The sequence below is a fragment of the Oryzihumus sp. genome (assembly GCF_054325275.1).
The window spans coordinates 1-26,497 of the sequence record NZ_JBTCWL010000023.1 but is presented as its reverse complement, the minus strand read 5'-3'; the positions used below and the strand labels follow the sequence as shown (position 1 = coordinate 26,497).

Genomic DNA, 26,497 nt, shown 5'->3' with positions numbered 1-26,497 from the left:
CCTGTGCACCTAAAAGTCGTGCCCGACGGTCGGCAACCGTACACGTCAGGCAACGCCACGGCTCACGCTCGCCGGCTAGCCCGAACCGTCGCGCCTGTCGCCCTCCGTCGCACCCACGAACGCCTCCCGGCCGACGTCTCGAGGTACAGCTGCCAGTGCGCCCGGGCGGCGCGCTCCCAGCTGAACCGCGTCACCAGCGAGCGGCCTGCCTCGACCAGCCGGGACCTCAGCGCGGAGTCGGTCGCCACCGCCCGCATCCCCTCGGCCAGCGACCACGGATCGCCGACCCGGGTCAGGACGGCGGTATCGCGGTCGGTCAGGTACTCGCGCAGCACGGCGATGTCGCTGGCCACCACGGGCAGCCCGGCGGTCATGGCCTCCAGGACGGCCAGCCCCCAGCCCTCCTTGACGGAGGGGAAGGCCAGCGCGTCGGCGCTGCGGTAGTGGAGGTTCAGCGCCGCCTCGCTCACCGTGCCCCCGAGGATGACGTCGCGGCCGAGCTCCAGGCCGAGACCCGGCAGCATGCCCAGTGCCTGCTCACGGTAGGCGGCGTAGTCCTGGAACGAGTGCCCGCCCACGACGACCAGGGCGGGACGGGGCTCCAGCTCCCGGGCCAGGATCGCCAGGGCCTGCAGCAGGTGCACGCTGCCCTTGCGCGGCTCGATCCCGCCCACGGCGAGGAAGACGAACCGGTCCGCCAGCCCCAGCTCCTGCCGCAGCGCGGTCCGCTCCGCGGGCTCGACGGCCGGGAAACGGCGCGCGTCCACACCGTTGTGGATCACCCGGGCCGACCTGCCGAACTCGGCCTGCAGCCGGGCCCGCCAGTCCTCGCTGACGACCACCAGCCGGTCCGGCTCGAGGATCGCCTGGCGCTGGCACTCGACCAGCGCCGGAGTGGTGAAGTCGTCGACGTGGTGGACCGTGCGCAGCACCTGCACGTCAGCGCCGGAGTCGCGCACGCGGGCCGCCGCACGCGCGGAGATGCAGTCCTGGGTGTGCAGGATGTCGACCTCGTCGGCCACCGCCCGCAGGCCCTCCTCGAGGGCGTCGACCGAGGCGAACACCCTCTCCTCCAGCGTCGGCCGTTGCTCGGGGGCCGGGACCAGGGTGTACGGCGCACGGACCGGTCGATGGAACCCCTGCTCCTGGTCGCCGAGCGAGACGACGCGGACCGGCAGGCCCAGGTCGACCATCGCCTCGGCCAGGGACAGGGTGTGCACCACGCCGCCGCGCGGTTTGGTCGAGTAGCTGACCAGCGCGACCCGGGGCCGGGAGGCTCGGCTCACAGCGCCCGCCCCGCCAGGTCCAGGTCCCCGGTGGCGACCGCGGCGGCGACCAGGGAGGCCCGCGCCGCGGTCTCGGTGACGATGCAGCCCGCCCGCTGGAGCCGCTCCCGCTGCGCGGCAAGGCCTTGCGGATCTGCTTCGGTGCCGAGGACGTAGGACACGACCTGCGGACCCCCGCCCGCCATGGCCGCCTCGCACGCGGGTGCCAGCACGCCGGCAGGGTCGGGGTGGGCGCCGAGACCGAGCACGACGTCCACGACGATCGCCGCCACCTGCTCGTCGGCGGCATGCTCGGCCAGCACGTCCAGCCGGGCCTCGGCGTCGATCATCGGGTGGGGCCGGCCGCGGGTGAACTCCTCCTCACCGAGGTCGAGGCACTGGTGCGACCCCGGAGGGGCCGGCAGGCCCCAGCGCGGGTTGATCGGCACGTTCGACCTGACCTCGCCCAGCACCCGGCTCAGGAGGACCAGGGACTCGTAGCAAAGGGTCCCGCCGGAGAACAGGCCTCGGACCAGGGTCCGCTGCGGCGCGAGCCGGCGACGGGCCTGCGCCACCGAGGGCCCGGCGGTCGCGGTCGTGGCCGGTGCCGAACGGCCGAGGACGTCCAGCGTGGCCACCACGCCGCCCTCGAGCGTGTCGGCGAGCCGGACCCCTGCCGGGGCGACGAAGCCCGGGTCCAGCCCGATGAGCGCGGCCACCACCGGGGTGCCACCACCGGCACCCAGGACGGTGGCCGCGACGTCCGGCGCCGGCGGCTTCGAGACGAGGAGGATGACGTCGGTGCCCGGGTCGTCCCGCAGGGCCGCGAGCGCCTGGAGGCTGGTCCGCCCGGCGACCGCACGGGACAGGTCGCGGCCGCCGACCCCGATGACCTGGCTGACGCCGGCACCCCACCGGTCGAGCAGGGACATGACCTCCTGGGCGCCGGTGCCCGCGGCCGCCACCACGCCGACACGACCGGGCCTGACGACGTTGGCGAAGCCGAGCCCCACCCCGCCCACCATCGCCGTGCCGGCGCCGGGCCCCATGACCAGCAACCCCCTGGCCCGGGCGAGGTCCTTGAGGCGCACCTCCTCGTGGACGGGCACGTTGTCGCTGAACAGCAGCACGTGCAGGCCCGCCGACAACGCCTCGCAGGTGACGAGCGGGGCGTACTCCCCCGGCACCGAGACGACCGCCACGGTCGACCCCGGTTGGGCCTGCACCGCCTGGCGCACCGTCCTCGGCTCCGGCTCCGCGGTCCGCTCGCCGGAGGCGGGTCGGGCCGCAAAGGCGGCCCGCTCCCCCGCGTCGAGGGCCTCCTCGGCCGCCCCGGGCGTCGCGGCCCGGACCGCGATGACGAAGTCGTTCGGGTCGGCCCCGGCCACCGCGGAGGGGTCGACCTGCTCGTCGCGCAAGGCCTGCAGATTGGCCGGGGTCCCCATCGCGGCGCTCGCCCAGTCGACGCCCGCGGTCTGGCGCATGGCCCTCATCGCCTCGAGCTGGACGACCGAGTCCACGTAGGTGTCCGTGAACGTCCGGACCTCGACCGTCACGCCGAAGCCTCCTCCCGGTCGAGCGCGGCCACGATCCGGGTGCCGGCGGTGGGGTCGTCCCCGCGGGCGCGCAGGGTCGGCGCGGCGAGTGACGCCGTGGTGATGACGGCCAGCGCTCCCCCGCCTCGCAGGAACCGGGTCGCGGCCCGCACCTTCGGGCCCATGCTCCCCTCGGGGAACTGCCCCGCGGAGAGGTGGCGCTCAGCGTCCGCCACGTCGATGCGACCCAACCGGCGCTGGGTGGGCGTCCCGAAGTCGACCATCACGGCCTCGACCCCGGTGACCAGCACGAGGGCGTCGGCCCCGAGCTGGCGGGCGAGCTCGGCGGCGGCGTAGTCCTTGTCGATGACCGCGTCGACCCCGTCCCAGACGGCGCCGCGGCGGGCCACGGGGATGCCTCCCCCGCCGTCGGCCACCACCACGTGCCCGGCGTCGAGCAGGCACCGCAGGGCCCGGATCTCGACGAAGCCGAGGGGCTGCGGTGACGGGACGACGCGGCGGTACCCGCGGCCGCTGTCCTCGACGAGCACCCAGCCACGGGTCGCGGCCAGCCCAGCTGCCTCGGACCGGGAGTAGAAGGGACCGATGGGCTTGGAGGGATGCTCGAACGCGGGGTCGGCGAGGTCGACGATCACGTGGCTGAGGATGCCCACCACGGGGTGGCGGCCGCCGCAGGCCCGGTAGACCGCGATCGCGATGAGGGACCCCAGCTGGCCCTGCGTCATGGCGTCCAGGGCGAACAGCGGCATCTCCGGCACGGCGTCGCGCGCCCTCTCCTGCTGGATCGCGAGGTTGCCCACCTGGGGACCGTTGCCGTGCACGATGACGACCCGCCACCCGTCGTCGAGCAGCTCGCGGATCGACGCGGCCATCGCGTCGGCGTGCTCGCGCTGCTGCTCGTAGGTGCCCGCCTCACCCGCAGGGATGATGGCGTTACCGCCCAAGGCGACCACCGCGATACCCGTCACGGCGCCTCGATTCCTCAAGGGATGTCGGTCCTGGACCGGTCGCGGCCAGGTGCGTACATCATACGATGTGGGTATGGCCGATGGTGTATGCAGCACGGCCGGCCCGGAGGGGATGCCATCGGGGTCCGGCGCTCCCGAGCTCCCGGCGGAGGCGGTGGCCCGGTTCTCCGCCGCCGAGACCCGCCTCTACCCCCTGGTCCTGGTCGACCCGGCCGGCTACGAACGGGCCGTCGCGGCAACGGGCAGGCTGCTGGCGGGGCTGCGCGCCGACTGCCTGGACATCGCGGCGGTGCTGGCCCGGCGCGACCCGCTGGTCACCTCCCTGGCCACCACGTCCAGTGCAGACATGGCCGGGCTCGGCGGGCTCTCGCCCGAGACCGTGGTGGACGCGGCCTGCGCCGTGCGGTGCCGGGAGCTGTGGGCGCAGGAGCGGGCCCGCAGGGCGCAGAACCGTGTCGCGGCGGCGCGGGCGGCGGGGCAGGAGTGGCTGGTCGAGGAGCCGGACGCCGACGCCGTGATGACCGGCGAGCTCCGCCAGGTCCAGATCCACGTGCCGACCGGCACCGTGCTCGTCGGCGTGGTGGGGGCCGGCGGCGCGGGGAGCACGGCATACGAGGTGCAGGTGATCCCGGCACCGGCGGCCGACGGGACGTCGCCCCCGGAGGTGAGCGAGACCTACAGCGACCGGGCCTCCTGGCTCGAGGCCCTCCAGAGGCACCGGGAGGCGCTGTCGTCGCGCCGGTGACCGTCCTTCGGCACCTTGACAGGGCCAACGGCCGAAACGTTTGCTAAGGGATACGGTTCGTTTCGCTCAGTGAACGACTGGGGAGAGCCATGAGCGTCCACCCCGCACCCCATGCACCGTCACCAGATGCATCCGCTGCCGCGCTGGCCTCCCTCGTGGTGGACCTGCAGGCCCGCGGGCTGAGGGTGGAGGTCCCCCTCGAGCGGCGGCGCGGGGGCGCGGGACCGACGGACTCCGGGATGCTCTGGGTCGGCGGGGTCCCCCTCACCGTGCCGATGGACAACGCCTCCGCCGCCGGCTCGCCCTACGTGCTCCGGGCCGAGGACGAGGGTTACGCGATCTTCCGGGACGGCGAGCGGCTGGCCGGCGCCTCCGCCCAACGCCGCCCGCGCTTCTACGACCTGTCCACCGCCGACGGCGTCCCGTACTGGAAGATCGGCCTGCTCCACCTCGACTCGTTCGCGAGCACGGTGGTGCAGACCTGCGCCTACTGGGGCCACGCGGACCAGTGCCGCTTCTGCGGGATCGAGGTGTCGCTCGACGCGGGGCGCACCATCGTCAAGAAGACCCCCGAGCAGCTGGCGGAGGTCGCGGTTGCGGCCCGGGAGCTGGACGGGGCGGTCGACGCCACGCTGACGACGGGCAGCTCCAACGGGGTCGACCGCGGGGCGCGCTACGTGGCCCGGTGCGCCCAGGCGGTCAAGGAGGCCGCCGGGCTGCCGGTCGAGATCCAGTTCGAGCCTCCGCGCGACCTCGACGTCATCGACGAGGTGGGCGAGATGGGGGTCGACTCGGTGGGCATCCACGTCGAGTCCTTCGACCCGGACGTGCTGGCCAGCGTCGCGCCGGCCAAGGCCCGCACCGGGATCGAGCGCTACTTCGAGGCGTGGACCCGTGCGGTCGACGTCTTCGGCCGGGGCCAGGTCTCCACCTACGTCATCCTCGGCATGGGCGAGGACCCCGACGTGACCCTCGACGGCTGCCGGCGGGCGGTGGACCTGGGCGTGTTCCCCTTCGTCGTCCCGCTGCGGCCCGTCGCCGGGAGCCTGATGGAGGACGCCCTGCCCCCCGACGGGGCCTACACCGAGCGGATGTACCGGGCGGTCGCCGGCTACATGGCCGCACGGGGCATGCACTCGTCCATCGCCAAGGCGGGCTGCGCCCGGTGCCAGGCCTGCTCCGGGCTCACCCCCGTCGCCTCGGCCCTGCGATCCTCGCCGTTGCTGCAGATCGGCCGGCCACCGCAGGCTGGGTGACCGAGCGGGGCATGCCGTGACCGCCGCCGACGCCTCCGCCACCCGGCCGGGCCGGGCCACCGGCGTCCGCCCCGCCCATGCCGCGCCTTCGCCCGTCGTGTGCCGGGAGGCGGGCTCACCCGGGGATCTGGTCGCACACTTCGCGGTGCGGCACGAGGTCTTCGTCGTGGAGCAGGCGGTCTTCGCCGGCTCGGACCGGGACGAGCGCGATGCCCGGTCCTCGACGGTCCACGTCGTCGGGTGCTGCGACGGCGTCGTCGTGGGCAGCGTCCGGCTCTACGAGCTCGACGCCCGGACCGGCCTCTGGCAGGGAGACCGGCTCGCCGTCCTGGCGCCGTTCCGGGTCCACGGCCTGGGCGCGCCGCTGGTCCGCTGCGCGGTCGCCCTCGCCGGGGCGCGCGGCGGCCGGGCGATGGTGGCGCACATCCAGCTGCCCAACGTCGCGTTCTTCACCCGGCTCGGGTGGGAGCCGGTGGGCGGCCCGGAGACGTACGTCGGGCTTCCCCACCAGCAGATGCGTGTCGCGCTGCCCTCACCGGAGCGCGGCGCCTCCCTCGCCCGCGCCCTCGCCGAGGGCACGGACGCCTGAGGTCGTGCCCCGGGCAGGGTCAGCGCTGCAGGCCGGTCACCGGGGTGAGGGCCAGGTCGAGCACCGTCGCCCGCCGGTCACCGGAGGCCAGCCGGAGCAGCCCGGTGTCGTCGATGACACCGACGACCGCGGCGTCCAGACCGCGCGCATGGAAGGCCGACACACACTCCCCCGCGCGGCCCGGCGGTGCGCAGAGCAGGAAGGCGTATGCCGGGAAGCAGCTCAGCCACGCGGCCATCGGCACCCCGGGCGGCCGGGGCAGGCGGTCGAGGTCGACCGTGACGCCGAACCGGCCCCACTCCAGCAGCATGGCCAGCGAGCCCACCAGGCCGGCCATGCTCACGTCCTTCGCCGCGACGGCGGCGCCCGACCCGGCGATCCGGGCCAGCAGCCGGACGTCCCCGGCCAACTCGGCGCCCCGCTCGTCGAAGGACCTGAAGAAGGGGAAGTCCTCGCGCATCGTGCCGTCGGTGCAGCACGCGACCACGAGTGACTGTCCCGCCGCGACGTGGGTCAGTGACAGCACCTTCTCGGCCCTTCCGACGCCGAACGCGGACACGGCAGGCGACCCATCGTGCAGGGTGAGGTGCCCACCCACGACCGGCACGTCATACAGCCGGCTCGCCGCCTGCATGCCGCGCAGCGCCTCCCGGGCCAGGTCGACGGTGCCGACGATGGTGTCGACGATCGCGCACGGCATGGCCCCCATCGCGGCCAGGTCGTTGACGTTGGTCAGGACTGCGGCGAAGCCGGCGCCGTAGGGGTCGCGGGCCACGAAGGCGGGCAGCAGCGCCTCCCCGCAGGCGATCACCTGGCCGTCAGGGGAGCCGGCCACGCCCGCGGCGCCCATCCGGACCACCGCTCCGTCGTCACCGGGGCCGTGGACCCAGCTCGCCGCGCCCATCACCTCGCTGACCAGGCCGATCTCCGCCTTGGCCCGCAGGGCGGCGTGGGTGCGCAGGTGGGCCGCCAGCTGCTCCAGGTCGCCGAGCCCACCGGCTCCGCCCGGGGTCGCGTCCATGACGCCCTCCCTCCCGCGCCCTGTCGGAAAGTGTATGAGCCTTTTAACATAGAGAACGTGTCGCTGCCGACCTTTCTGAGTCTGCCGGAGCGAGGGAGCAAGCCACGCGTCGCGGGACTGACCCACGTCCTCGACAAGGGGGCCAGCGTCGCCACGACCGAGGCGGTGCTGGCGTCGGGCGCAGCGCACCTCGACCTCTGGAAGCTCGGCTGGGGCATCGCCTACGTCGACCCCGGGCTCCCGGCCAAGCTGTCGCTGCTCGCCGCGGCCGACGTGCGGGCCTGCCTCGGGGGCACCCTGATGGAGATCGCCTGGTGCCAGGGCAAGGTCGACGAGTGCCTGGACTGGGCGTCCGGGGCCGGCCTCTCCTGCGTCGAGGTCTCCCGGGGCGTGGCGCCCATGCCGGTGGCGGACAAGCGGGACCTCATCCGGCGCGCGGTCGGGCGGTTCGTCGTGCTCTCCGAGGTGGGCAGCAAGGACCCGCAGGAGCAGGCGAGCCCCGCGGAGTGGGCCGCGGAGGTCGCCGGTGACCTCGACGCCGGGGCGAGCTGGGTGATCGCGGAGGGCCGGGAGAGCGGCACCGTCGGCCTCTACCGCCCCGACGGCACCGTGCGGGAGGAGCTCGCGCAGGCCGCCCTTCGCGGCGGCGGCCGGGACCGGGTGTTCTTCGAGGCGCCGCGCAAGGACCAGCAGGCCTGGTTCATCCGCGAGTACGGCCCCGAGGTGAACCTGGCCAACATCGCCCTCGAGGACGTCCTGGCCCTCGAGACGCTGCGGCTCGGGCTCCGCGCGGACACCTGCGCCGTCCACGCCCCCTGGGTGCCGACGTGAGCCGGACGCCGGTGGCGCGGCGACCCAACCTGGTGCCCGGCGCCTACCGGGGCGTCGCCGTCTCGGACGTCACCTGCGAGCTCGACGAGGGTTCGCTGGCGGCGCACTTCGTCGGTCTGGAGGCCTACCGGCGGACCCGGTTCATCGTGGTCCGGCGCGGTGACCAGACCGCGGTCGTGTCGGTGGAGAAGGCGTCCGCCGCGGACGGGGAGGACCCGCTGTTCGTGCCAATCACCGGCGTCGCCCTGCTCACCGGACCGCAGGAGTGCGCCTTCCTGGTCCGCCCCGACCTGGACGCGGCGGTGCCTACGATGCTGGCGCGCGCCGCCCGGGAGGGCGCGCCCGGCAAGCGGGGTGTGGTCATGCAGGACGGCTACGGCCACATCAGCTTCATCGTGGACCCCGCGCCGCTGCGGCTCACCGTCCGCGAGGTCGTCCCGCCCCATCCCGCGAAGCTCTTCGACCAGACCCGACGGCTGCTCGACGTCGCCGAGCACCTGCCCCCCATCGAGCTGGTCGCCGAGGTCGTCGACCTGACCGAGCTGGCGCGCACCCACCCCGCCGAGACCTACCTGCTGCCCTGCCGGGGCGCCGGGGTCACGGTCGAGGGCAGCGCGACCTGCTACCTGGACCAGCGTCCGGAGCACCGGGCCTGGACCCTGCTCGGCTGTGAGCGCTCGCAGCAGATCCACGAGTGGATCTACGGCGAGCGGGCCGAGCAGGTCGACACCTGCCCCCGGCGGGCCGGGCCGACCCCCGGCGCGGTACTGACCCGGTGCTGCCTGCTGGAGCACGAGGTGGTCACCGAGCCCGGCCAGGTCGTCGTGCCGTGGGGCGCCACCCTCGCCCAGGTCTCCGAGGCGCTGGTGCGGGTCGTGCGCGAGTGGGAGCCCTCGTGGTCGCCCGGCTGACCGACTCCCGGCAGTACGCCCACCTGTGGGGGACGGCCGAGCTCGCGTCGCTGTTCGAGGAACCGGCCAGGCTGCAGGCGTGGCTGGACGTGCTCACCGCGCTGGCGACCGCGCAGGCCCGGCTGGGGATGATCCCGGCCGGGGCCGCAGCCGACATCGCGACCCACGCGCGGGTCGACTCCCTCGACCTCGACCTGGTGGCCGAGCAGACCCGGCTGACCTCGCACTCGATGCTCGGCCTGATCCGGGCGCTGCAGCAGGTGCTGCCGGAGGCGGCACGAGAGCACGTCTACGCGGGCGCCACCGTGCAGGACGTCACCGACACGTGGTTCGCCCTGGCCATGCGCGAGGTCGGTGCGCTGCTCTGGCGCGACCTGCACGAGATCGAGGGCTCCCTGCTCGGGCTCGCCGTCACCCACCGCGACACCGTGATGGCCGGGCGGACCCACGGCCAGCCGGGGGCGCCGATCACGTTCGGCTTCAAGGCGGCGTCCTGGGCCGACGAGGTGCGCCGCCACCTGGACCGGTTGCGGGAGGGTCGGCCCCGGTGGCTGGTCGGGCAGCTGGGCGGGGCCGTCGGCGTGCTGGGCTTCTTCGAGCCGCAAGGCCTGGCGCTGCGGGCGCAGTTCTGCGCGGAGCTGGGCCTGGACGACCCGGGGATCTCGTGGCTGAGCTCCCGCGACCGGGTCGCGGAGTTCGCTGGCCTCCTGTCCATGGTGTGCGGGACGCTGGCGCGGATCGGGACCGAGGTCTTCGAGCTGCAGCGACCCGAGATCGGCGAGCTGCGCGAACCGACCACGCCCGAGGCGGTCAGCAGCATCACGATGCCGCACAAGCGCAACCCCGAGGGCAGTGAGCACCTCGACACCGTGGCCCGGCTGGTCCGCGCCAACGCCAGTGTCCTGGTCGAGGGGATGGTCGCGGTCCACGAGCGCGACGGCCGCGGGTGGAAGGCGGAGTGGTCGGCCTTCCCCGAGGTCTGCCTGCTGACCGGGGTGGCGCTCCAGGTCGGCCGCCGGCTGGTCTCCGGCCTCGAGGTGGACGTCGAGGCGATGCGGGCCAACGTCGAGCGGCACGGCGACCGGATCGCCTCCGAGCGCCTGCTCGCCGGGTTGGCCGGGAAGGTCGGGAAGCACACGGCGCAGCGGCTGATGCACGAGGTGCTCAGCCCCGGGACCACGGAGGTCGCGCACGTCGTCGATGCCCTCGTCGCCGCCGGCGCCGCCACGGAGCAGGAGTGCCGCCGCTGGCTGGCCGTGCCCGCAACCGGCGCCGCCGGCGCGATGGTGGACACGGTCGTCAGCCGGGCCCGCGCCGCCCGCGACGCGGAGCCGGACACATGGCCGTGACCCTGGCCCGCGCCGGACTGGCGAGCCTGCCCACCCCGCTGGTCCGGGCACACGGGCTGGAAGAGGCGCTGGCCGCCGGGCCGATCTACCTCAAGCGTGACGACCTGACCGGGTTCGGCGTCGCCGGCAACAAGGCACGCGCCCTGGAGTTCCTCATCGGCGACGCGGTCGCGCGCCGGGCCGACGTCCTGGTCTCGGCGGGCAGCCCCTCCTCGAGCTTCTGCGCCGCGGCGGCAATGGCCGCCTGCACCGCGGGCCTGGCGTGCGACCTGCTGTTCAGCGGGCCGGCACCCACCACCCCGGCGGTGAACCTCGCCCTGGCACGGGCGGCCGGCGCGCGATTGCACTTCGACGCCGCCCCGACCCGCGAGCAGCTCGACGACGCGGTCGCCGCACACTCGGCGCGGCTGGCGGCCGGGGGCCACCGACCGTATGCCGTGCCCCGCGGCGGTGCCACCGGGGTCGGCGCCGCCGGATACGCCTGCGCCGCGAGGGAGCTCGCGGACCAGTGTGCCGCCGCGGGGGTCTCGCCCACGGTCGTCGTGGTGGCCACCGGATCCGGGGGCACGCAGGCCGGCCTGGTGGCCGGGCAGGTCGGTTTCGAGCTGCCGTGGCGGGTGCTCGGCGCCTCGGTCAGCCGCGAGCCCGAGGAGGCGCGCGCGCAGGTGCTGGGCGTCGCCCGCGAGTGCGCGCGGCTGCTGGGGCTGGCTCCCCCGGCCGCGACCGACGTCGACCTGCGCGACTGCCGCGGCCCCGGCTTCGGCGTGCCCTCGGAGGACGACCGGACCAGCGCGGTCATCGCCCTACGCCACGAGGGGCTGCTGCTGGACCCCTGCTACGGGGCCAAGGCGATGAGCCTGCTGCGCCGGGAGATCCGCGAGGGCACACCTTCACCGGTCGTGTTCTGGCACACCGGGGGCGTCGCCGCCGCCCTGTCCGCCCTCGTCCAGGGAGCACAGCCATGAACGCTCGCCCACGCCGCAGCGGTCCCCCCGTCGGCTCGGCAGCCCCCGAGCTGGTCGAGAGCGGCTTCACCCTCGAGAACGCCGACGCGCCGTTCCTGCACGACGGGCTCAACCTGGCCGACATCGCCCACGTGCTCGACCTGCGCCGGCGGGGCGTCATCCCGGAGGCGGCGGCGCGGGACCTGCAGCGTGTCCTGCTGGAGGTCCACGACACCGACGCAGCGCACTTCCCCTACGACCCGGCCCTCGGCGAGCCGTACAACTCGCGGGAGCACTTCTTCGTCGAGCGCCTCGGGGACGTGGCCGGCTGGTTGCACGCCGGACGGCCCCGGCGGGAGGCGGCGCGCATCGCGCTGCGGCTCTACGTCCGGCGCCAGCTGCTCGACCTCGTCGACGAGGTGGCCGCGTTCGCCCGCGAGGCCACCGACCTGGCGGACCGGCACGTCGCGACGCTGATGCCGGACCAGACGTACCTGCAGCAGGCGCAGCCCTCGACGTTCGGCCACTACGTCCTCTCGTTCGCCTACCCGGCGCTGAGGGACGGCCAGCGGCTGCTGGACGCCCTGGGGTGGGTCAACCGCAGCCCCGGCGGCGCCGGCTGCGTGAACGGCACCCGGCTGCTCGACGACCGTTCCTTCATCGCCGCCGCGTTGGGCTTCGACGACGTCATCGAGCACACGCGCGACGCGATGTGGCAGGTCGACGGGCTCATCCACGTGCTGGCCACCGCCGCCAGCCTCCTCTCGACCCTGAGCAAGCTGGCCGAGGACCTGGAGATCTGGTCGAGCAGCGAGTTCGACTTCGTCGACCTCGACGACGGCTACACCCGCGCGAGCATCCTGATGCCGCAGAAGCGCAACCCCTACGCGCTGTCGATCGTGCGCGGCGCCTCCGGGGTGGTCATCGGCCGGCTCACCGGCTTCCTCGCCGTGGCCAAGAGCCCCTCCGCGCGCAGCGACAACCTGATCTTCGCGTACGGCGAGGTGCCGCGAGCCCTGGACCTGTCCACGCGCGTGACGCGGCTGATGGGCGGTGTCGTCCGCACGCTGCAGGTCAACGCCGGGCGCATGGCCCAGGAGCTGGACGCCGGGTACACCCAGGCCACGGACCTGTGCGAGCACATCGTCCAGACCTGCGGGGTCGACTACCGCAGCGCCTACGTGGTCGTGGGCCGGACCGTCCGCGAGGCCAGCCGTCGGGGCGTCCCGGGCCGGGCCATCACCGGCGAGATGCTCGACCAGGTCGCCCTCGCCGAGACGGGACGCGCGTGGGGCCTGACCGGGCGCGACCTGGCCCGGGTCCTCGACCCGGCGGCCATCGTGGCCTCCCGGACCGGGACCGGAGGGGCAGCACCGGCTGCCGTCCGGGCCATGGTGGCGCAGTGCCGGCAGCAGGCGCGCGAGCTGGAGGACACGGTCCGCGGTCGGCGGCAGGACCTCGACGGGGCCACCGCCCTGCTGCTGGAACGGGCCCGCGACCTGGTCGGGACGGGGGTGGCGTGATGACCACGCCCGAGCCCGGGGTCCGGCTGCCGGAGGAGGTCGCCGTGGTCAACGTCGGGCTCACGCTGTTCGCCGACGCGGTGCGTGACCAGGCCGTGCCGGTGCAGCAGGTCGACTGGCGCATCCCGGACGGCGGCGACCCGGAGATGGTCGAGGCGTTGGAGCGGCTGTACGGCGAGCGGGGCGAGGCGATCGACCGGGCCAACGACGAGGTGGTGCGCCGCCTCGACCAGGGCGTGCCCCAGCTGGTTGGCTGCGAGCCGGCGGAGGCGCTCCTCCCCGACGTCTCGGGCCGGGTGCTCCTGCACTGCGGGCCGGACCTCGCCTGGGCAGACGCGTGTGACCCGCTGCGCCGCTCCCTGCGGGCTGCCGCGGTAGCCGAGGGCTGGGCACCGGACGTGGCCGGCGCCGACCGCCTGCTGGAGGCGGGCGGGGTCGCCCTGGAACCGGCATACCGGCATGACGTGGTCCTGCCGATGGCCACGGCCATCGGCCCCACGCAGCCGTTGTTCGCCGTGGACAACCCCCACGGCGGCACCCGCGCGTTCGCACCGCTGAACCAGGGCTCGGGCGACACGGCCTGGTTCGGCCGGGATACGCCGGGCGCGGTCGAGCGGCTGGTCTTCCTCCGCGACGTCGCCGGACCCCTGCTGCGCGAGGTGCTGGTGCACTCCGGGCCCGTCGACCTGTTCGCCCTCGCGGCGCAGGGGCTCCAGATGGGCGACGACGTCCACCTGCGCACCCAGGCCTCGACCAACCTGCTGATCCGCACCCTGCTGCCCCACCTCGTGGCGTTGCCCGGCGACGACCGGGTCGAGCTGGCCCGCTTCCTGTCCGGCAACCACCTGTTCTTCCTCAACCTGGCGATGGCGGCGGCCAAGGCCGTCGCGGTGTGGGCCGATCAGGTCGAGGGGTCGAGCGTCGTCACGATGATGTGCCGCAACGGGACGACGTTCGGCATCCGCCTCGCCGGCTCGGCGACCGTGCACCTCGCGCCCGCGCCACCGGTGTCCGACGCCCTGTACTACCCCGGCCACGGACCGGAGGACAGCGCGCCGGACATCGGCGACAGCGCCGTGCTCGAGCTGGTCGGCCTCGGGGCGGCGGCCGCCGCGGGCTCGCCTGCGGTCGCCGGCTTCCTCGGCGGCACCATGGCCGCCGCGGCGGCGCTGACCCGGCAGATGCAGGCCGTCTGCGTCACGCAGAGCACCCGCTTCAAGCTCCCGACGTGGCACAACGCGGGGACCCCGCTGGGCGTGGACGTGCGGCCCGTCGTGGAGCTCGAGACGACGCCCCGGGTCACCACCGGCATCCTGGACGCCACCTCCGGGGCCGGACAGGTGGGTGCGGGCGTCGCGACGGCTCCCCTGGGCTGCTTCCGCGCCGCCGTGGCCGCCCTGGCGCGACCGTGAGCGGGCCGCAGCGGTCCGTGGCTGCCCGGTGGGACGGCGGCCTGCGTGCGGTGGTCCGGGCCGGGGAGTTCGACATCGTCGTCGACGAGCCACTGACGGCCGGCGGCAGTGGCTCGGGCCCCCAGCCCACCGACCTCTTCCTCGCCTCCGTCGCCTCGTGCTTCCTGCTCGCACTCCTGTATGCGGCGGGCAAGGCCGGGATCGACCTGCCCGGGCTCGAGGTCCGGGCGACGGGGACCTACGCCGGCCTGCAGTTCGACCGGGTCGACCTCGTCATCTCCTCCGCGATCCCGGCCAAGCTTCTGGAACCGCTCGTCCCCGTCGCCGAACGCGTCTGCTACGTGACCAACACGCTGCGGCAGGTGCCCTCGCTCGGCATCAGGCTGGCCGGTCCCGACCTGCCGCCGCTGCTCTGACCGGACCACCCGGGGCTCGTCCTGACGGCTCTTCCGCTATGCGGAGGTTGACACTATCGTGACCAGAAGTTGCCGATACTAAACGGCAACCATCCTCCGGACGTTGGCCGAGGGGAGCGCTCGTGCCACACAGGATCCTGGTCATCGGAGGCGGGGCCGCGGGGATCGGCGCCGCCGGTGGCGTCAAGGCCGCAGACCCGCGCAACGAGGTCACCGTCTACACCGAGTTCGAGGACGTGGGCTACAGCCCGTGCGGCATCCCCTACGTCCACGGCAAGGAGATCGACAGCTTCGAGCGCCTCTTCCTTGCCCAGAAGGAGGCCTACGTCCAGGCCGGCATCGACGTGCACTACGAGACCTGGGTCAGCTCGATCGACCTGCACCGCAAGGTGGTCGACGTGGTCGGTGAGGGCGAGGTCCCCTGGGACCGGCTGGTGGTCGCCACCGGCTTCGAGTACTCCGACCCGGGCGTGCCCGGGGGCCGGCTCGACGGGCTCTACTACGTCAAGAACATCCGGCGCGCGATGGAGTGGGACAAGGTGCTGGACACCGTCCGCTCGGCTGTCGTGGTGCATGCCACGCCGCTGGGCCTGGAGATGACCACGGCCCTCGCCCACCGGGGCATCGACACCCACCTCGTCGACCCCCAGCCCTGGGCGCTGGCCGACGTGGTGGACCCGGACATCATCGCGCCGGTGCAGGACTCCTGGCAGGAGATGGGCGTCCACCTGCACTTCAACACCACCCTCACCTCGTTCAACGGGACCCAGAGGCTTCAGTCCGTCGGCACGACCGCCGGTGAGATCCCGGCGGACCTCGCCGTCCTGTCCACCCACAAGCAGCCCAACGTGACCCTCGCCGCCCGGGCCGGCCTGAGGACCGGGCCCACGGGCGGCCTGGTCGTCAACGAGCGCATGGCCACGTCGGCGCCCGGCGTCTACGCCGCCGGGGACTGCGCCGAGCTGCCGCACGGCGTGACCCGGGTGGGCGTGACCGGGCTGACCGGCAGCCATGCCTACGCCCAGGGCAAGGTCGCGGGGTTCAACGCCGGCGGCGGGACGAAGCGCTACCAGCCGGTCTACGTGCCGTGGGGGACGCCGGCGGGCAAGTGGGTCATCGGGGGCGCCTCGTTCGGCGAGACCCTGGCCACCGCGCTCGGCCTCCCCTTCGTCGTGGGCCGCGCGGAGGGGATCTCGCGGGCCCGCTACTACCCGGGTGTGCGCCCCGTCAGGGTCAAGCTGCTCGCGGAGCCCGAGCAGCTGCGCCTCATCGGTGCCCAGATGGTCGGCCAGGAAGGGATCAAGGAACGCGCGGACTTCCTCGCGACGGCGGTGAAGTTCGGGCTGACCCTGCGCGACCTCGCGGCCATGGAGAACGTCTACTCCCCCGCCATCGGGGCGCTCAACGAGCCCATCGTGCTGGCGGCACAGAACGGCCTCGACAGCCTCGCCGGCGGAGGATGACGTGCCCGTCTCCCGGTGGCTGCGCCAGCACGCCGAGCACCAGCTCCTGGTCGTCGCCCAGGACCGGGTCGGGCGGCAGTACGGCGGGGCCCGGCCCCGCCCTCCCCACGGACCCGGCGAGCTGTTCTGGCAACGGGTCTTCGCCCCCGTCTACCAGCGCGTCCCCTGGTCGCTCCGGAGGCGGGTGCTGTGGGCGATGCCCGGCAGCCACCGGCAGCAGTGGACCTCCTGGGCGCACCCTCCGGGGCGCCGGCCGCCGGGGGTTTAGCCCCTCGCCGGCACCCGTGGTCCTCCCCCGTGAGGACACCCGCACCACCGCAAGAATGGAGAAGCGCCATGGCACAGATCGTCGGAGAACGGGTCAAGATCGGTGACGCCATCGTCGACTACGAGGACAAGGTCTTCGAGGACATCCAGGCCGAACCGGGCGAGCAGGCCTGGATCATGATGCACACGGTGCCGTTCGAGGGCTCGGTCGGGCTGGTCAACATGCTCACCGCGACCCGCATCCGCCGGAAGGGCTTCGACACCCACCTGGTGCTCTACGGGCCCGGCTCCCTCATGGCCGCCGCCACGCGCGGGTACCCCCGGGTCGGCGACGAGGCGTTCCCCGGCGAGCAGCAGTACAACAAGCAGCTGCGCACGTTCATGGACGAGGGTGGCCATGTCTACGCGTGCCGGTTCTCGGCGGCAGCCCTCTACGGGATGCGCGAGATCGACATGATGGAAGGCGTCCGGCCGATCAACCCGCTCGACGTCCTCGACGCCGTGCTCACCGCCCGCCGGGCGGGTGCGCTGCTCATGCAGACCTGGACCGTGTGACCGGTCGCAGGCTTTCCCGGCAGGCGGGCTGGGGCCGCCTGCCCACCACCTGTCTCGACCTGGGCCGGCGCTCGGACCCGGCCGGTTGAGCCGCACGGAAGGGGCGGACCATGGCCTCTGCTGATCGGGTCACGCGCCGCGTGATCGACGCGCACAGCCACATCGGGGAGCTGGCGGCGTGGAAGTTCTACAACCTGCCCACCCCCGTGAAACCCACGGTCTACGACTTCGCGGGCCTGGACGACTACCTCAAGCACCACCTGGACCTCCGGGGGCTCGAGCGCGGCCTGGTCCTGCCCAACTACGGCATACCGGTGCAGGAACAGCCGTTCTCGCTCAACGACCTGGTGCTCGACGCGGTGGCCCGGGACGACCGGCTGAGCGGGGGCCTGTGGGTCTCGTTCCTGCCCGCCAACCGGGAGCTGACCATGCGGGCCCTGGAGAAGGCCGGCGAGGCGCGCATCGTCGCGCTCAAGACGACCTTCCTCCTGGGAGGCAACCCGAACCCGGAGACCTGGGACGCGGACACGCGCGAGGTCGCGGAGGCCTGCTTCGCGGCCGCGGAGCAGCACGACCTCGTGTTCCACTTCCACACCAGCGCGGGCGGCGCCTCGGACATCAACAACTTCATCCCGATGATCGAGGAGTTCGGCAAGCGGGTGAAGATCCACATCGTGCACTTCGGGGGCGGGGTCAGCGGTCACATCAAGCTGGTCCCCCAGTTCCTGGACTGGGTGGAACAGGGCTACAAGGTCTACACCGACACGACCTGGGCGATCGGGTTCGGTCCGCGGTGGCTGATGACCGAGATCGAGAAGCGCGGCGTCGGGGCGGACCGGGTGCTCTTCGCGTCGGACGAGCCGTGGAGCGACTTCTGGGGCGAGTACTGGAAGATCGCGGGCGCGGACGTGGGTGAGGAGCTCAAGGAGCGCATCCTCCACGGGAACTTCGAGGCGCTCTACGGGACGGGCTAGGGCATCCCCCGCGACGGCGGCGAGGTGCGTCACGTCGCGGCGTGCTGCAGCGTGGCCCAGATGCCGTAGCCGGCGAACGCACAGGCGCCGAGCGCGAGCGCCGCGCTCAGGAGCGGGTTGCTCCCCCGGCGCACCGCGAAACGGGGGTAGACCGCGAAGACCACCAGCTGGCTGAGCCACAGGGCCACGAGGGAGGGCTTGAGCAGGGCGTTGTAGAAGCCCTCCGGGTCGATGAGGCTGATCGGCCCGGCGGCCACCAGTGGCACGGCGAGCACGCCGATGACGGTCCCGGTGGGGCACCTGGTGACGACGTGCAGCAGCCGGCTCAGCGCGAGGAACTCCACCAGCATCACCCCGGCGATGCTGGCAGCGACGCCGAGACCCACGGCGACGGCCAGCCCCGGTCCGCCGAAGACCCGGGCCACCGCCACGCCGGGGATCGGCGCGCGGGTGAAGGCGGGGTTGGCGGCCAGCGGCGCCACGGTCGCGACGACGCCGACCGCGACGAGGAGGTAGCCCCCGACCAGCCCGCGCCGCATGGTCCTGGTGGGAGCGGCGAGCTCCCCTCCGAGGAACAGCGGAAGGCTGCCGCAGACATACAGCAGGGCGGTCTGCGCGGTCGCGGTGCGGACCGCCCCGACCGGCGCCTGGAGGGTGAACGACCCGGCGGCAGCACCGTGACCCAACGTCACCGCGGCCAGGGCCGCGACGAGCACCACCTGGCCGACGGCCAGGAGGCCGGTGACGGCCAGGGTGACGGCACGGCCCGCGAGCATGACCGCCGCGAGGACGATCGGCAGCGCGACCTCGACCAGCGGGCGGTAGGGCTGGACCCCCGGCAGCACCGCGGGCAGCGTGTCGTACGCGATCGAGGCCGTCGTGTAGAGCAGGTAGAGCAGGTAGCTCGCGGTCCACAGGCCCGCCTGCACGAGCGCGACCCGCCGGCCGGCAGCGGCCTCGACGAACCCGAAGAGGCCGCCGGAGCCGGCCACGTGGCGGGAGTAGCGCAGCCACACCAGCAGGGGTATGGCGAACACGACCGTCGCGCTGACGGTCACCAGTCCCGCCGAGGCACTGGCGTCGGCCACGATCGTGGGCGCGTAGAGGGCCGCCAGGGCCAGGGGGCCGCCGAGCGAGACGAGGACGACACCGAGGAAGGCCGGCGACCTGATCGGCTCGCCGGGCTGGGCCCGCCGCTGGTAGCCGGGCGGCCCGACTCCGGGGACACCCGGAGCCGCGCGCTCGGCCGGCGCCGTGGACGTCATGCCCAGCCGCCACCGCCACCGGAGGTCTTGGTGGTCTTCGACGGGGACGAGCCGCTGGCCCCGGCCATCATGGTGATCGACGCACCGGCCGGAGACACCACCCACCACTTGGCGCCGAACCCGTTGGTGCCCTGCCCCTTGAGGTCACCCGCGGCGGCGTCGCCGGCGAAGTAGTACAGCGGGTGGCCGCTGTAGGTCACCTGCTTCGAGCCGTCCGCACGCGTGATCGTGGACAGCATGGCGGCCTTGGCCGTTCCCGCTGCGGTCGGGGACCCCGTGGTCGTCAGCGGCGGCCAGTACTTCGCGCAGGCGGTGGAGCAGGCGGACTTGCCGCCGGTGTCGGCGACGAACAGGTAGAGCGTGCGCCCCGAGCCGTCGGTCAGGTAGGTGCCGACCGGGCCGCTGTGGGTCTCGACCGTCACCGTGGCGGCCGCCATGCTGCTCGGGCTGCCGGTGGCCGGTGAGCTCGAGCCTGCGCTGGAGGTCGAGGAGGACGTGCCGCAGGCGGCCAGCAGGAGGGCCGGCACCGCGACCGCGACACCCAGAAGTGCGCCGGTCCGCGTCCTGGCAGGAAGGGTCGTCATGGCTGCTCATCTCCTTCGGGGACCGGTTCCCCGGGTGGGTGCCGGGTCCGCGTTGTGGCTTCAGTCCACACACGACATCCGGCGCTGCCACGGTTCACCGCGGCCGCCGAGAGGACGGCTCAGGCCTGCCCCTCCTGGAGGGCGCGCAGCACCCCGGCCGACCGCTCGTCGGTGGGGTAGAACGTCTCGATCGCCAGCTCGGAGACCGTCACGTCCAGCGGTGTCCCGAACACCGTGGTGGTGCTGAACATCGAGAGCTCGTGACCGCGGACGCGGCACCGCATCGGGACCACCAGCGCGTCGTGGTACTCGCTGCCGTCGTCGTCTCCCGGCAGCTCGCGGAGCTCGTCCAGCAGCGTGGCGAGCACGGGGTCGCCGGTGGCCTGCACCTGCCGCTCGAGCCGTCCCAGCAGGTGCGCCCGCCAGGCCGCGAGGTTGACGATCCGGGGCGCGAGCCCGTCCGGGTGCAGGCTGAGCCGCAGGACGTTCGCCGGTGGCTCCAGCAGGTGCGCGGCCACGCCCTCCATGAGGATCCCCGCTGCCCGGTTCGCCGCGACCAGCTCCCAGTGCCGGTCGACGACGACGGCGGGATAGGGGTCGTGGGCGTCGAGGATCCGGTTGATCGCGTCGCTGATGGCCGACATCGGGGCGTCGGTGAGCTGGTGCTCGGGGAACGCCGGCGCGAAGCCCCCGGCCAGGAGCAGCTCGTTGCGCTGGCGCAGCGGCACGTCCAGGCTCTCCGACAGGTGCAGGATCATCTCGCGGGTCGGCTTCGCGCGGCCGGTCTCCACGAAGCTGAGGTGGCGCGTGGACACCTGCGAGCTGCTGGCCAGGTCGAGCTGGGTCAGGCGTCGTCGCTGACGCCAGGTCCGGAGGAGGTGCCCGACGGTCGGGTGCGGTGCGGTCGCGGTCGTCATGGCGGCATTCCATCGTCCTGCCCGCGGTCGTGCCATGACCTTTGAGGTAATCGACTGGCGTCGCGCCGCGCCCGAGGATCGTCTCCATGACCCGCCGCAGCCCGCGGCGGACCGACCGAGGACGGGACGATGACCGACTTCACCCAGCTGGCCCAGAGCTACATCGAGACGTGGAACGAGACCGACGCGACCGCCCGCCGTGCGGCGGTCGAGCGCCTGTGGGCGCCGACCGGGCGCTACGTCGACCCGATCGTCGACGTGCAGGGCCACGAGCAGATCGCCGCCACCATCGGCGCCGTCCAGGAGCAGTTCGCGGGGATGGCCTTCGAGCTGCTCGGCGGGGTCGACTCCCACCACGCCCAGGCCCGCTTCCAGTGGGGACTCGGCCCGGCGGGCCAGGAGCCGCTCGTCGTCGGGTTCGACGTGCTGGAGGTCGGGCAGGACGGCCGCGTCGCGACCGTGCTTGGCTTCCTCGATCGCGTCCCGGCCGGGGCGTGAGCGCCGTGCCCACGCCCAGCTATGCCGTCGGGATCCTGACCCGGGTCGACCTCAACGACGAGGTGGTGGAGTACCTGCGCCGGATCGACGACACCCTGGCTCCCTACGGCGGCCGGTTCCTGGTCCACGGCGCCCGGGCGCAGGAGCGGGAAGGCACCTGGCCGGGAGACCTCATCGTCATCGAGTTCCCCGAAGCCGACGCGGCGGCCGCCTGGTACGCCTCGGACGCCTACCAGGCGATCATCCCGCTGCGGGCCGCCAACGCCGACGGGTGGATCGCGCTCTTCGACGGCGTCGTGCAGCCCCACCGTGGCATCGACGTCCTGCAGGACGCCCACGCCTGAAGCAGTCCGCGATGCCCGGGGAAGGCCCCACCGCGTGGGGCCTGCCTCGTGCCCTGTATCGCGCGCCTCACCAGTCGTGCACCGTGCCGTCGGTGAGCCCGTTCACCGGGAGGTAGGCGGGGCGGTAGGGGAAGGCTGCGGCGGCGTCCTGACCCACCTCGACCCCGAGGCCCGGCGTGCTCCCGGGGTGGAGCAGCCTGGGGAAGCAGACCCGGCAGCCGTTGGGGGGAAGATGTCACCGTGCTGTCCGCGTTGGCGCCGGCCCGACGGCGCCTCCTCATCGGCCTTGTCGTCCTCGTCGGGCTGGTTCTTGCCGCTGTCGTGTTGCCGGCTCTCCCGCGGCCCGGCACCCATCAGTCGGCCGGACGGCCCCGGCAGGACCGGCCAGGACCGGTGCTCCTGGTCCCCGGCTACGGGGGGGCGAGCTCGTCACTGGACGGTCTCGCGGCTGCGTTGCGACGCCAAGGCAAGGACGTCACGGTCCTGCGGCTCCCCGGCAACGGAACAGGTGACCTCCGGCAGCAGGCCAGGGTGCTCGGCCGGGCCGCCCAGGAGGTACGCGCCCGGACCGGTGCCCCGTCGGTCGATGTGGTCGGCTACTCCGCGGGCGGAGTCGTCGCGCGGTACTGGCTGGAGGAGCTCGGAGGAGCACAGCTGACGCGCCGGCTGGTCACCGTGGGGTCCCCGCACCACGGGACCGAGCTGGCCGAGCTGGGCACCTTGGCCGGCAGCTGCCCGGCGGCCTGCCAGCAGCTGCAACCGGACAGTCCGCTGCTCACCGAGCTCGACCGGCTGGCGGCCCGTGAGCACGGCGGTCCCCGCGTGGTGTCCATCTGGACTACCTTCGACGACGTGGTCGTCCCACCGGACTCCGCCCGGCTGGCGGGAGCGCTCAACCTCACGGTCCAGGGGGTCTGCTCCGCTTCGCGGGTGGGGCACTCGGCGTTGCCGTCCGACCCGGTCGTCCAGGCCATGGTCAGCGCCCAGCTCGGGCCGGGCCCGCCCGGGCAGGTGGGTCCGCAGGACTGCCGGCGGTTGCTGCCGTGACCGGGGGCTGCACGGGATGCTCCGGGTGGTCGTGGCACGGACCGCGACGCCGCTCGCTCAGCTGGTGACGTCCTTGGTGAGGAAGTTCGCCCAGGCGGCGCCGAGCAGCACCACCACGTAGGCGGCCTGCAGCGCGGTACCCCGCTGCAGGTCGCTCCACAGGATCGGGTCCCGGAACAGGTCGAGGAACGAGAGCCAGTACCGGGTGGGCAGGTAGGGCTGCAGGCTCCGCGCCGCGTCGACGGTCAGGAGCAGGGAGGACCCGATGAGGAAGGCGAGCGCACCGAGGCTCGCCGCCAGCGGGGAGTCACTGAGGGTGGAGAGCAGCACGGCCATCGCGGCCACGCCCAGCATGGAGAAGGCGATGTAGCCGATGGTGAGGGCGATGCGCCAGACGAGCTGCGCCGGCGACAGCGAGGTGCCTGACACGCTGACCACCGCCTCGGACAGTGGTTGGTGCCCCAGCAGCAGCCGCCCGACGAGAAAACCGACCAGTGCCACCGTGACCACCGCGACGAGCACGAACACCACGGTGCTGACCAGCTTGGCGACGAGCAGCCGCGTGCGGCCGACCGGTCGGATCAGCAGGTATCGCAGGGTGCCGTTCTGGGCCTCACCGGCGATCGAGTCCCCCGCCATGACCGACACGGCCACGGGCAGGAACACGGGCAGGACGATGGCCAGGGCGGCCACGGCGAAGAGCGAGCCGTTGGTGAGCACGGCCGACAGGAACGCCGGCCCCTCCCCCGGTGGCACCGTGACGCCGGTGACCGCGACCAGCACCGCCACCAGGGTGGGCAGGGCGTTCAGCAGCAGGATCGTCAGCCAGGTCCGCGGTCGGCGCACCAGCTTGGCCAGCTCGACCCGGATCATCGACGTCCGCCGCCCTCGGGGGCGCCGAGCCGCTCGTGGAGGACCTCCTCGAGCGAGCGGCGCTCCGGGCCGAGCTCCCGCACGCGGATGCCCTCGCCCACCAGCCTGGCGTTCAGGGCCGCCGGGTCAGCGGCACGGACGACGAGCCGCTCGCCGTCCCGGCGCTCCACCCCGCCGTTGAGCAGGGCAGCGGCCGCGGCCGCATCCGGGGTGGACACGACCGTGCGGCCGGTGGGTGCCCGAAGTACCTCGAGGGGCTCCTGCACCACGAGTCGTCCACGGTCGAGCACGCCCACGCGAGTGCACAGCTGCTCCACCTCGGCCAGCAGGTGGCTGGAGAGGAAGACCGTGGTGCCGGCTGCGTTCAGGCGCCTGAGCAGCTCCCGAACCTCGCGGATGCCTTGGGGGTCAAGGCCGTTGGTCGGCTCGTCCAGGATCAGGAGCTCGGGCTGGCGCAGCAGCGCACCGGCAAGGCCCAGCCGCTGCTTCATGCCGAGCGAGTACGCCCGCACCACGCGGCTGCCGACATCGGCGAGGCCGACCTGCTCCAGGGCAGAGTCCACGCGCCTGCGCCGGGTCCGCGCGCCGCCGGGGGCGGGGCCGCTCGCGTCCAGCAGGCGCAGGTTCGTTCGCCCCGAGAGATGGCCGTAGGCCGCCGGCCCCTCGACGAACGCCCCCACCGCCGGAAGCACCGCAGGCGCCTCCCGCGGCATGGCCCGGCCGAGCAGCTCGATCGAGCCGGAGGTGGGCAGGACGAGCCCGAGCAACATCCTGACGGTGGTCGTCTTGCCCGAGCCGTTGGCGCCGAGGAAGCCGTAGATGTCACCGCTGCGGACGTCCAGGGCCACGTCGCCCACCGCGGTCAGGCGGCCGAACCGCTTGGTGAGCCCGTGCGTGCGGATCATCGCCCGGCCCGCCGCAGCTCCTCGGCAGCGGTCGCCATGGTGGCCGGCGTGACGGTGCCGCTGAGCAGCCAGGCGTCGGCGTCCTCGCCCGGCGCGGTGAGCAGCAGCCCGACCGGGCCGACCGACAGCGCCAGGCCGCCGGCGGTCGACGTCGTGCCTGGTGCCCGTGACAGCTCGCGGCGCAGGCCGACTGCCTGTTCCGGCCACAAGGGCACGGCCACCAGCTCGGTCACTCCCCGGCCATAGACGGGCACCCCGCTGGACCCGGCGACGGCCAGGTTGCGGGGCAGGCCGGCGAGCACGACCGGACCCGACGCATCGGCGAACCGCGAGACCATGGCCACCAGGTCGGGCCGGCTGCGCCCGCTCACCCGCACGGCTGCCGCTGGGGCGAACGCCGTCTCACGCGCGGTCGGGGTCCTGGTGCTGAAGTCGGTGAAGTCCGAGACCATGACTGGAGCGCCGACACCACCGGCCGCTGCGACGACCTCGACCTGCAGCGGGATCGCCGAAGCGCGGTCAGCCCAGACATCGACGTGGCCGATCGTCGACCGGGGGTCGCTCGGCCGCAGCCGCAGGCCCTGGGCCTCTCGGCCGGCAACCCACCGGGACGGCAGGGAGCTGACCTCGGAGGGCCGTGCCCCGCTCAGCAGCCGGTGCGCCAGGGCTGGCGGGAGCAGGTCGGCCGCGGCGGGGAGTCGCACCGCCGGGTCCTCACCGGGACCCCCGGTCTCGAGCGTCGCCCGGTTGTGCTCGTAGTCCCACGTCCACAGGCCGATCGCGGTCCGGTGCTGTCCGACCTCCCCGGTCGCGGTGACGCTGTCGACGCGCCAGTCCCGGGCGCCCCTGAACCAGACGCGCAGGCGTGTCGTGCCGCGCAGCAGCTTCACCACCGAGTCCCACTGACCCGACTGTGGCAGCGCAAGGCCTCCGGTGGCTGACGCATATCCGGAGTACGGGGTCGTGGCCGTGTCGTCGATGCGTTCGAGGAGCAGGGCAGCCGGCATCGGGCCAGCCAGCTGCAGGTGCACGTGACCGGACACCGTCGGCAGGGCAACCAGCACGGCAGCCGACAGGAGGACGACAAGCCAGCGCCAATGCCGGACCATGTCTCACCGTACGCCCGGCTCACGAAGCCTGGTCCAGACCTCAGCCCGCGGCGGTGACCTCCACCCCACGCCACGACCGGACGGCGCCGCCAGCCAAGCCACCGCCAACAGCCCGACGAGGAAGCCGGGGAAGGTGTCTCACGGGCCGGGCTGTGCAAGTGTGGTTGGCACCAGACAGCCGGCATGGCTCGTTCCGTGACGACGGGAGGCCCGGATGGTGAACCGACTCGCCACCGCCACCAGCCCTTACCTGCTCCAGCACGCGGACAACCCCGTCGACTGGTGGCCGTGGTCCGAGGAGGCCTTCGCCGAGGCCCGGCGCCGCGACGTGCCGGTGCTGCTCAGCGTCGGCTACGCCGCGTGCCACTGGTGCCACGTGATGGCGCACCAGTCCTTCGAGGACGAGGAGGTCGCCGCCCTCGTCAACGAGGGGTTCGTCGCGGTCAAGGTCGACCGTGAGGAGCGGCCCGACGTCGACGCCGTCTACATGACCGCCACCACGGCGATGAACGGCCAGGGCGGCTGGCCGATGACCGCGCTGCTGACCCCCACCGGGGAGCCGTTCTTCACGGGCACCTACTTCCCCAGGTCCGGGTTCCTCCAGCTGCTCGCCGCGGTCCAGGACGCGTGGCTGACCCGGCGCGAGGAGGTCGTGGCGGCCGGCGACAGGATCGCGGGAGCGCTGCGGGAGGCGGTCGCCCGGTCGACACCCCCGGCGCCCCTGGACGCCGCGGCCCTGGACCAGGCCGAGGAGCAGCTCGCGGGCGCTTTCGACCACCAGCACGGCGGGTTCGGCCGGGCGCCGAAGTTCCCCCCGTCGATGGTCCTGGAGGCGCTCCTGCGCCACCACGCCCGCACCGGTTCGACCCGCGCGCTGGACATGGTCGAGCGCACCTGCGAGGCGATGGCC

General features: G+C 73.7%; 28 protein-coding genes and 1 pseudogene. 18 read left to right on the top strand and 11 right to left on the bottom strand.

Going from position 1 to position 26,497, the window contains the following annotated elements; translation table 11 throughout:
* Positions 1 to 62: 62 nt before the first annotated feature.
* Genes ACXVGS_RS08050 through ACXVGS_RS08040 form a run of 3 tightly spaced genes read right to left on the bottom strand, consistent with a single transcriptional unit; the run spans position 63 to position 3,789 of the window.
* Positions 63 to 1,286 (bottom strand): MSMEG_0565 family glycosyltransferase, encoded by a 1,224-nt coding sequence (locus ACXVGS_RS08050; RefSeq protein WP_458536817.1) that lies wholly within the window; start codon positions 1,284 to 1,286, stop codon positions 63 to 65.
* Complete coding sequence (locus ACXVGS_RS08045) at positions 1,283 to 2,821, bottom strand: hypothetical protein (protein WP_458536816.1); 1,539 nt, start codon at positions 2,819 to 2,821, stop codon at positions 1,283 to 1,285. Before ACXVGS_RS08045 ends, ACXVGS_RS08050 begins: the two co-directional genes overlap by 4 nt.
* On the bottom strand, positions 2,818 to 3,789 hold the full coding sequence (locus tag ACXVGS_RS08040; RefSeq protein WP_458529732.1) for a carbamate kinase: 972 nt from the start codon (positions 3,787 to 3,789) through the stop codon (positions 2,818 to 2,820). Before ACXVGS_RS08040 ends, ACXVGS_RS08045 begins: the two co-directional genes overlap by 4 nt.
* 73 nt (positions 3,790 to 3,862) lie before the next feature.
* Here ACXVGS_RS08040 and ACXVGS_RS08035 point away from each other — a divergent pair, with 73 nt between their 5' ends.
* The 3 genes from ACXVGS_RS08035 (at position 3,863) to ACXVGS_RS08025 (ending at position 6,379) form a co-directional block, all read left to right on the top strand.
* Positions 3,863 to 4,534 carry a hypothetical protein gene (locus tag ACXVGS_RS08035; RefSeq protein WP_458529733.1) on the top strand — a complete coding sequence of 224 codons (672 nt, stop codon included), beginning with the start codon at positions 3,863 to 3,865 and terminating at the stop codon, positions 4,532 to 4,534.
* Positions 4,535 to 4,623: 89 nt separating this feature from the next.
* Entirely contained in the window at positions 4,624 to 5,790 is a 1,167-nt protein-coding gene (locus tag ACXVGS_RS08030; RefSeq protein ID WP_458529734.1) for an MSMEG_0568 family radical SAM protein, read from the top strand.
* Between the two features lie 16 nt (positions 5,791 to 5,806).
* Positions 5,807 to 6,379 carry an MSMEG_0567/Sll0786 family nitrogen starvation N-acetyltransferase gene (locus ACXVGS_RS08025; RefSeq protein WP_458529735.1) on the top strand — a complete coding sequence of 191 codons (573 nt, stop codon included), beginning with the start codon at positions 5,807 to 5,809 and terminating at the stop codon, positions 6,377 to 6,379.
* 19 nt (positions 6,380 to 6,398) lie between these two features.
* On the opposite strand, the gene ACXVGS_RS08020 is transcribed toward ACXVGS_RS08025, so the two are convergent.
* Complete coding sequence (locus ACXVGS_RS08020; protein WP_458529736.1) at positions 6,399 to 7,400, bottom strand: AIR synthase related protein; 1,002 nt, start codon at positions 7,398 to 7,400, stop codon at positions 6,399 to 6,401.
* Between the two features lie 57 nt (positions 7,401 to 7,457).
* On the opposite strand from ACXVGS_RS08020, the gene ACXVGS_RS08015 reads away from it, so the two are divergent.
* The 11 genes from ACXVGS_RS08015 to ACXVGS_RS07965 all read left to right on the top strand — a co-directional run bounded on the left by ACXVGS_RS08015 (position 7,458) and on the right by ACXVGS_RS07965 (position 18,045).
* Positions 7,458 to 8,231: a phosphosulfolactate synthase gene (locus ACXVGS_RS08015; RefSeq protein WP_458533640.1), complete on the top strand. Its 774-nt coding sequence runs from the start codon at positions 7,458 to 7,460 to the stop codon at positions 8,229 to 8,231.
* Entirely contained in the window at positions 8,228 to 9,142 is a 915-nt protein-coding gene (locus ACXVGS_RS08010) for a DUF7714 family protein (RefSeq protein ID WP_458536815.1), read from the top strand. The genes ACXVGS_RS08015 and ACXVGS_RS08010 overlap by 4 nt, the downstream gene beginning before the upstream one ends.
* A complete protein-coding gene (locus ACXVGS_RS08005; protein ID WP_458531926.1) occupies positions 9,115 to 10,491 on the top strand; it encodes a class-II fumarase/aspartase family protein in 1,377 nt (458 codons plus the stop codon). Before ACXVGS_RS08010 ends, ACXVGS_RS08005 begins: the two co-directional genes overlap by 28 nt.
* Positions 10,482 to 11,456: a 1-aminocyclopropane-1-carboxylate deaminase/D-cysteine desulfhydrase gene (locus ACXVGS_RS08000; RefSeq protein ID WP_458529740.1), complete on the top strand. Its 975-nt coding sequence runs from the start codon at positions 10,482 to 10,484 to the stop codon at positions 11,454 to 11,456. The genes ACXVGS_RS08005 and ACXVGS_RS08000 overlap by 10 nt, the downstream gene beginning before the upstream one ends.
* Complete coding sequence (gene argH, locus ACXVGS_RS07995; RefSeq protein ID WP_458529741.1) at positions 11,453 to 12,958, top strand: argininosuccinate lyase; 1,506 nt, start codon at positions 11,453 to 11,455, stop codon at positions 12,956 to 12,958. Before ACXVGS_RS08000 ends, argH begins: the two co-directional genes overlap by 4 nt.
* Complete coding sequence (locus tag ACXVGS_RS07990) at positions 12,958 to 14,370, top strand: oxamate carbamoyltransferase subunit AllG family protein (protein WP_458536814.1); 1,413 nt, start codon at positions 12,958 to 12,960, stop codon at positions 14,368 to 14,370. The genes argH and ACXVGS_RS07990 overlap by 1 nt, the downstream gene beginning before the upstream one ends.
* A gap of 17 nt (positions 14,371 to 14,387) precedes the next feature.
* Positions 14,388 to 14,786, top strand: coding sequence for an OsmC family protein (locus ACXVGS_RS07985; RefSeq protein ID WP_458531205.1), 399 nt, complete (start codon positions 14,388 to 14,390; stop codon positions 14,784 to 14,786).
* 122 nt (positions 14,787 to 14,908) lie between these two features.
* On the top strand, positions 14,909 to 16,249 hold the full coding sequence (locus tag ACXVGS_RS07980; RefSeq protein ID WP_458529744.1) for an FAD-dependent oxidoreductase: 1,341 nt from the start codon (positions 14,909 to 14,911) through the stop codon (positions 16,247 to 16,249).
* A gap of 1 nt (position 16,250) precedes the next feature.
* Positions 16,251 to 16,517, top strand: a complete 267-nt coding sequence (locus ACXVGS_RS07975) for a hypothetical protein (RefSeq protein WP_458529745.1) — start codon at positions 16,251 to 16,253, stop codon at positions 16,515 to 16,517.
* A 68-nt stretch (positions 16,518 to 16,585) separates the two neighbouring features.
* A complete protein-coding gene (locus ACXVGS_RS07970; protein ID WP_141788909.1) occupies positions 16,586 to 17,071 on the top strand; it encodes an MSMEG_0572/Sll0783 family nitrogen starvation response protein in 486 nt (161 codons plus the stop codon).
* 110 nt (positions 17,072 to 17,181) lie between these two features.
* Positions 17,182 to 18,045, top strand: a complete 864-nt coding sequence (locus ACXVGS_RS07965; protein ID WP_458529746.1) for an amidohydrolase family protein — start codon at positions 17,182 to 17,184, stop codon at positions 18,043 to 18,045.
* Positions 18,046 to 18,074: 29 nt separating this feature from the next.
* Here ACXVGS_RS07965 and ACXVGS_RS07960 read toward each other — a convergent pair whose 3' ends face one another.
* The 3 genes from ACXVGS_RS07960 to ACXVGS_RS07950 form a co-directional block, all read right to left on the bottom strand.
* Positions 18,075 to 19,310, bottom strand: a complete 1,236-nt coding sequence (locus ACXVGS_RS07960) for a hypothetical protein (RefSeq protein ID WP_458533611.1) — start codon at positions 19,308 to 19,310, stop codon at positions 18,075 to 18,077.
* The gene (locus tag ACXVGS_RS07955; RefSeq protein ID WP_458529748.1) at positions 19,307 to 19,894 is read right to left on the bottom strand and encodes a COG4315 family predicted lipoprotein; all 588 of its coding nucleotides are present in this window, start codon (positions 19,892 to 19,894) and stop codon (positions 19,307 to 19,309) included. Before ACXVGS_RS07955 ends, ACXVGS_RS07960 begins: the two co-directional genes overlap by 4 nt.
* 119 nt (positions 19,895 to 20,013) lie before the next feature.
* Positions 20,014 to 20,811: a helix-turn-helix domain-containing protein gene (locus ACXVGS_RS07950; RefSeq protein ID WP_458531203.1), complete on the bottom strand. Its 798-nt coding sequence runs from the start codon at positions 20,809 to 20,811 to the stop codon at positions 20,014 to 20,016.
* A 129-nt stretch (positions 20,812 to 20,940) separates the two neighbouring features.
* On the opposite strand from ACXVGS_RS07950, the gene ACXVGS_RS07945 reads away from it, so the two are divergent.
* Positions 20,941 to 21,309, top strand: a complete 369-nt coding sequence (locus tag ACXVGS_RS07945) for a nuclear transport factor 2 family protein (protein WP_141788914.1) — start codon at positions 20,941 to 20,943, stop codon at positions 21,307 to 21,309.
* A 5-nt stretch (positions 21,310 to 21,314) separates the two neighbouring features.
* Positions 21,315 to 21,653 (top strand): DUF1330 domain-containing protein, encoded by a 339-nt coding sequence (locus ACXVGS_RS07940; RefSeq protein WP_458529751.1) that lies wholly within the window; start codon positions 21,315 to 21,317, stop codon positions 21,651 to 21,653.
* Positions 21,654 to 21,720: 67 nt separating this feature from the next.
* On the opposite strand, the pseudogene ACXVGS_RS07935 reads toward ACXVGS_RS07940, so the two are convergent.
* A pseudogene (locus ACXVGS_RS07935) lies at positions 21,721 to 21,846 on the bottom strand (bifunctional D-altronate/D-mannonate dehydratase); the annotation flags it as partial.
* A 47-nt stretch (positions 21,847 to 21,893) separates the two neighbouring features.
* Between ACXVGS_RS07935 and ACXVGS_RS07930 the strand changes: the two are divergent.
* Entirely contained in the window at positions 21,894 to 22,700 is an 807-nt protein-coding gene (locus ACXVGS_RS07930) for a lipase family alpha/beta hydrolase (protein ID WP_458536813.1), read from the top strand.
* 57 nt (positions 22,701 to 22,757) lie between these two features.
* On the opposite strand, the gene ACXVGS_RS07925 is transcribed toward ACXVGS_RS07930, so the two are convergent.
* Genes ACXVGS_RS07925 through ACXVGS_RS07915 form a run of 3 tightly spaced genes read right to left on the bottom strand, consistent with a single transcriptional unit; the run spans position 22,758 to position 25,587 of the window.
* Entirely contained in the window at positions 22,758 to 23,573 is an 816-nt protein-coding gene (locus ACXVGS_RS07925; protein WP_458536812.1) for an ABC transporter permease, read from the bottom strand.
* On the bottom strand, positions 23,570 to 24,478 hold the full coding sequence (locus ACXVGS_RS07920; protein ID WP_458529754.1) for an ABC transporter ATP-binding protein: 909 nt from the start codon (positions 24,476 to 24,478) through the stop codon (positions 23,570 to 23,572). Before ACXVGS_RS07920 ends, ACXVGS_RS07925 begins: the two co-directional genes overlap by 4 nt.
* The gene (locus tag ACXVGS_RS07915) at positions 24,475 to 25,587 is read right to left on the bottom strand and encodes a hypothetical protein (protein ID WP_458529755.1); all 1,113 of its coding nucleotides are present in this window, start codon (positions 25,585 to 25,587) and stop codon (positions 24,475 to 24,477) included. Before ACXVGS_RS07915 ends, ACXVGS_RS07920 begins: the two co-directional genes overlap by 4 nt.
* Positions 25,588 to 25,801: 214 nt before the next feature.
* Here ACXVGS_RS07915 and ACXVGS_RS07910 point away from each other — a divergent pair.
* Positions 25,802 to 26,497 (top strand): thioredoxin domain-containing protein (locus ACXVGS_RS07910; protein ID WP_458536811.1); only part of this gene is annotated, 696 nt, incomplete at its 3' end.

Excerpts from the sequence above, each read along its gene's own strand:
- ACXVGS_RS08035 (WP_458529733.1), top strand. The coding sequence starts at position 3,863 with ATGGCCGATGGTGTATGCAGCACGGCCGGCCCGGAGGGGATGCCATCG.
- ACXVGS_RS08030 (WP_458529734.1), top strand. The coding sequence starts at position 4,624 with ATGAGCGTCCACCCCGCACCCCATGCACCGTCACCAGATGCATCCGCT.
- ACXVGS_RS08020 (WP_458529736.1), bottom strand. The coding sequence starts at position 7,400 with ATGGACGCGACCCCGGGCGGAGCCGGTGGGCTCGGCGACCTGGAGCAG.
- ACXVGS_RS08000 (WP_458529740.1), top strand. The coding sequence starts at position 10,482 with ATGGCCGTGACCCTGGCCCGCGCCGGACTGGCGAGCCTGCCCACCCCG.
- argH (WP_458529741.1), top strand. The coding sequence starts at position 11,453 with ATGAACGCTCGCCCACGCCGCAGCGGTCCCCCCGTCGGCTCGGCAGCC.
- ACXVGS_RS07990 (WP_458536814.1), top strand. The coding sequence starts at position 12,958 with ATGACCACGCCCGAGCCCGGGGTCCGGCTGCCGGAGGAGGTCGCCGTG.
- ACXVGS_RS07970 (WP_141788909.1), top strand. The coding sequence starts at position 16,586 with ATGGCACAGATCGTCGGAGAACGGGTCAAGATCGGTGACGCCATCGTC.
- ACXVGS_RS07965 (WP_458529746.1), top strand. The coding sequence starts at position 17,182 with ATGGCCTCTGCTGATCGGGTCACGCGCCGCGTGATCGACGCGCACAGC.
- ACXVGS_RS07960 (WP_458533611.1), bottom strand. The coding sequence starts at position 19,310 with ATGACGTCCACGGCGCCGGCCGAGCGCGCGGCTCCGGGTGTCCCCGGA.
- ACXVGS_RS07955 (WP_458529748.1), bottom strand. The coding sequence starts at position 19,894 with ATGACGACCCTTCCTGCCAGGACGCGGACCGGCGCACTTCTGGGTGTC.
- ACXVGS_RS07950 (WP_458531203.1), bottom strand. The coding sequence starts at position 20,811 with ATGACGACCGCGACCGCACCGCACCCGACCGTCGGGCACCTCCTCCGG.
- ACXVGS_RS07945 (WP_141788914.1), top strand. The coding sequence starts at position 20,941 with ATGACCGACTTCACCCAGCTGGCCCAGAGCTACATCGAGACGTGGAAC.
- ACXVGS_RS07925 (WP_458536812.1), bottom strand. The coding sequence starts at position 23,573 with ATGATCCGGGTCGAGCTGGCCAAGCTGGTGCGCCGACCGCGGACCTGG.
- ACXVGS_RS07920 (WP_458529754.1), bottom strand. The coding sequence starts at position 24,478 with ATGATCCGCACGCACGGGCTCACCAAGCGGTTCGGCCGCCTGACCGCG.
- ACXVGS_RS07915 (WP_458529755.1), bottom strand. The coding sequence starts at position 25,587 with ATGGTCCGGCATTGGCGCTGGCTTGTCGTCCTCCTGTCGGCTGCCGTG.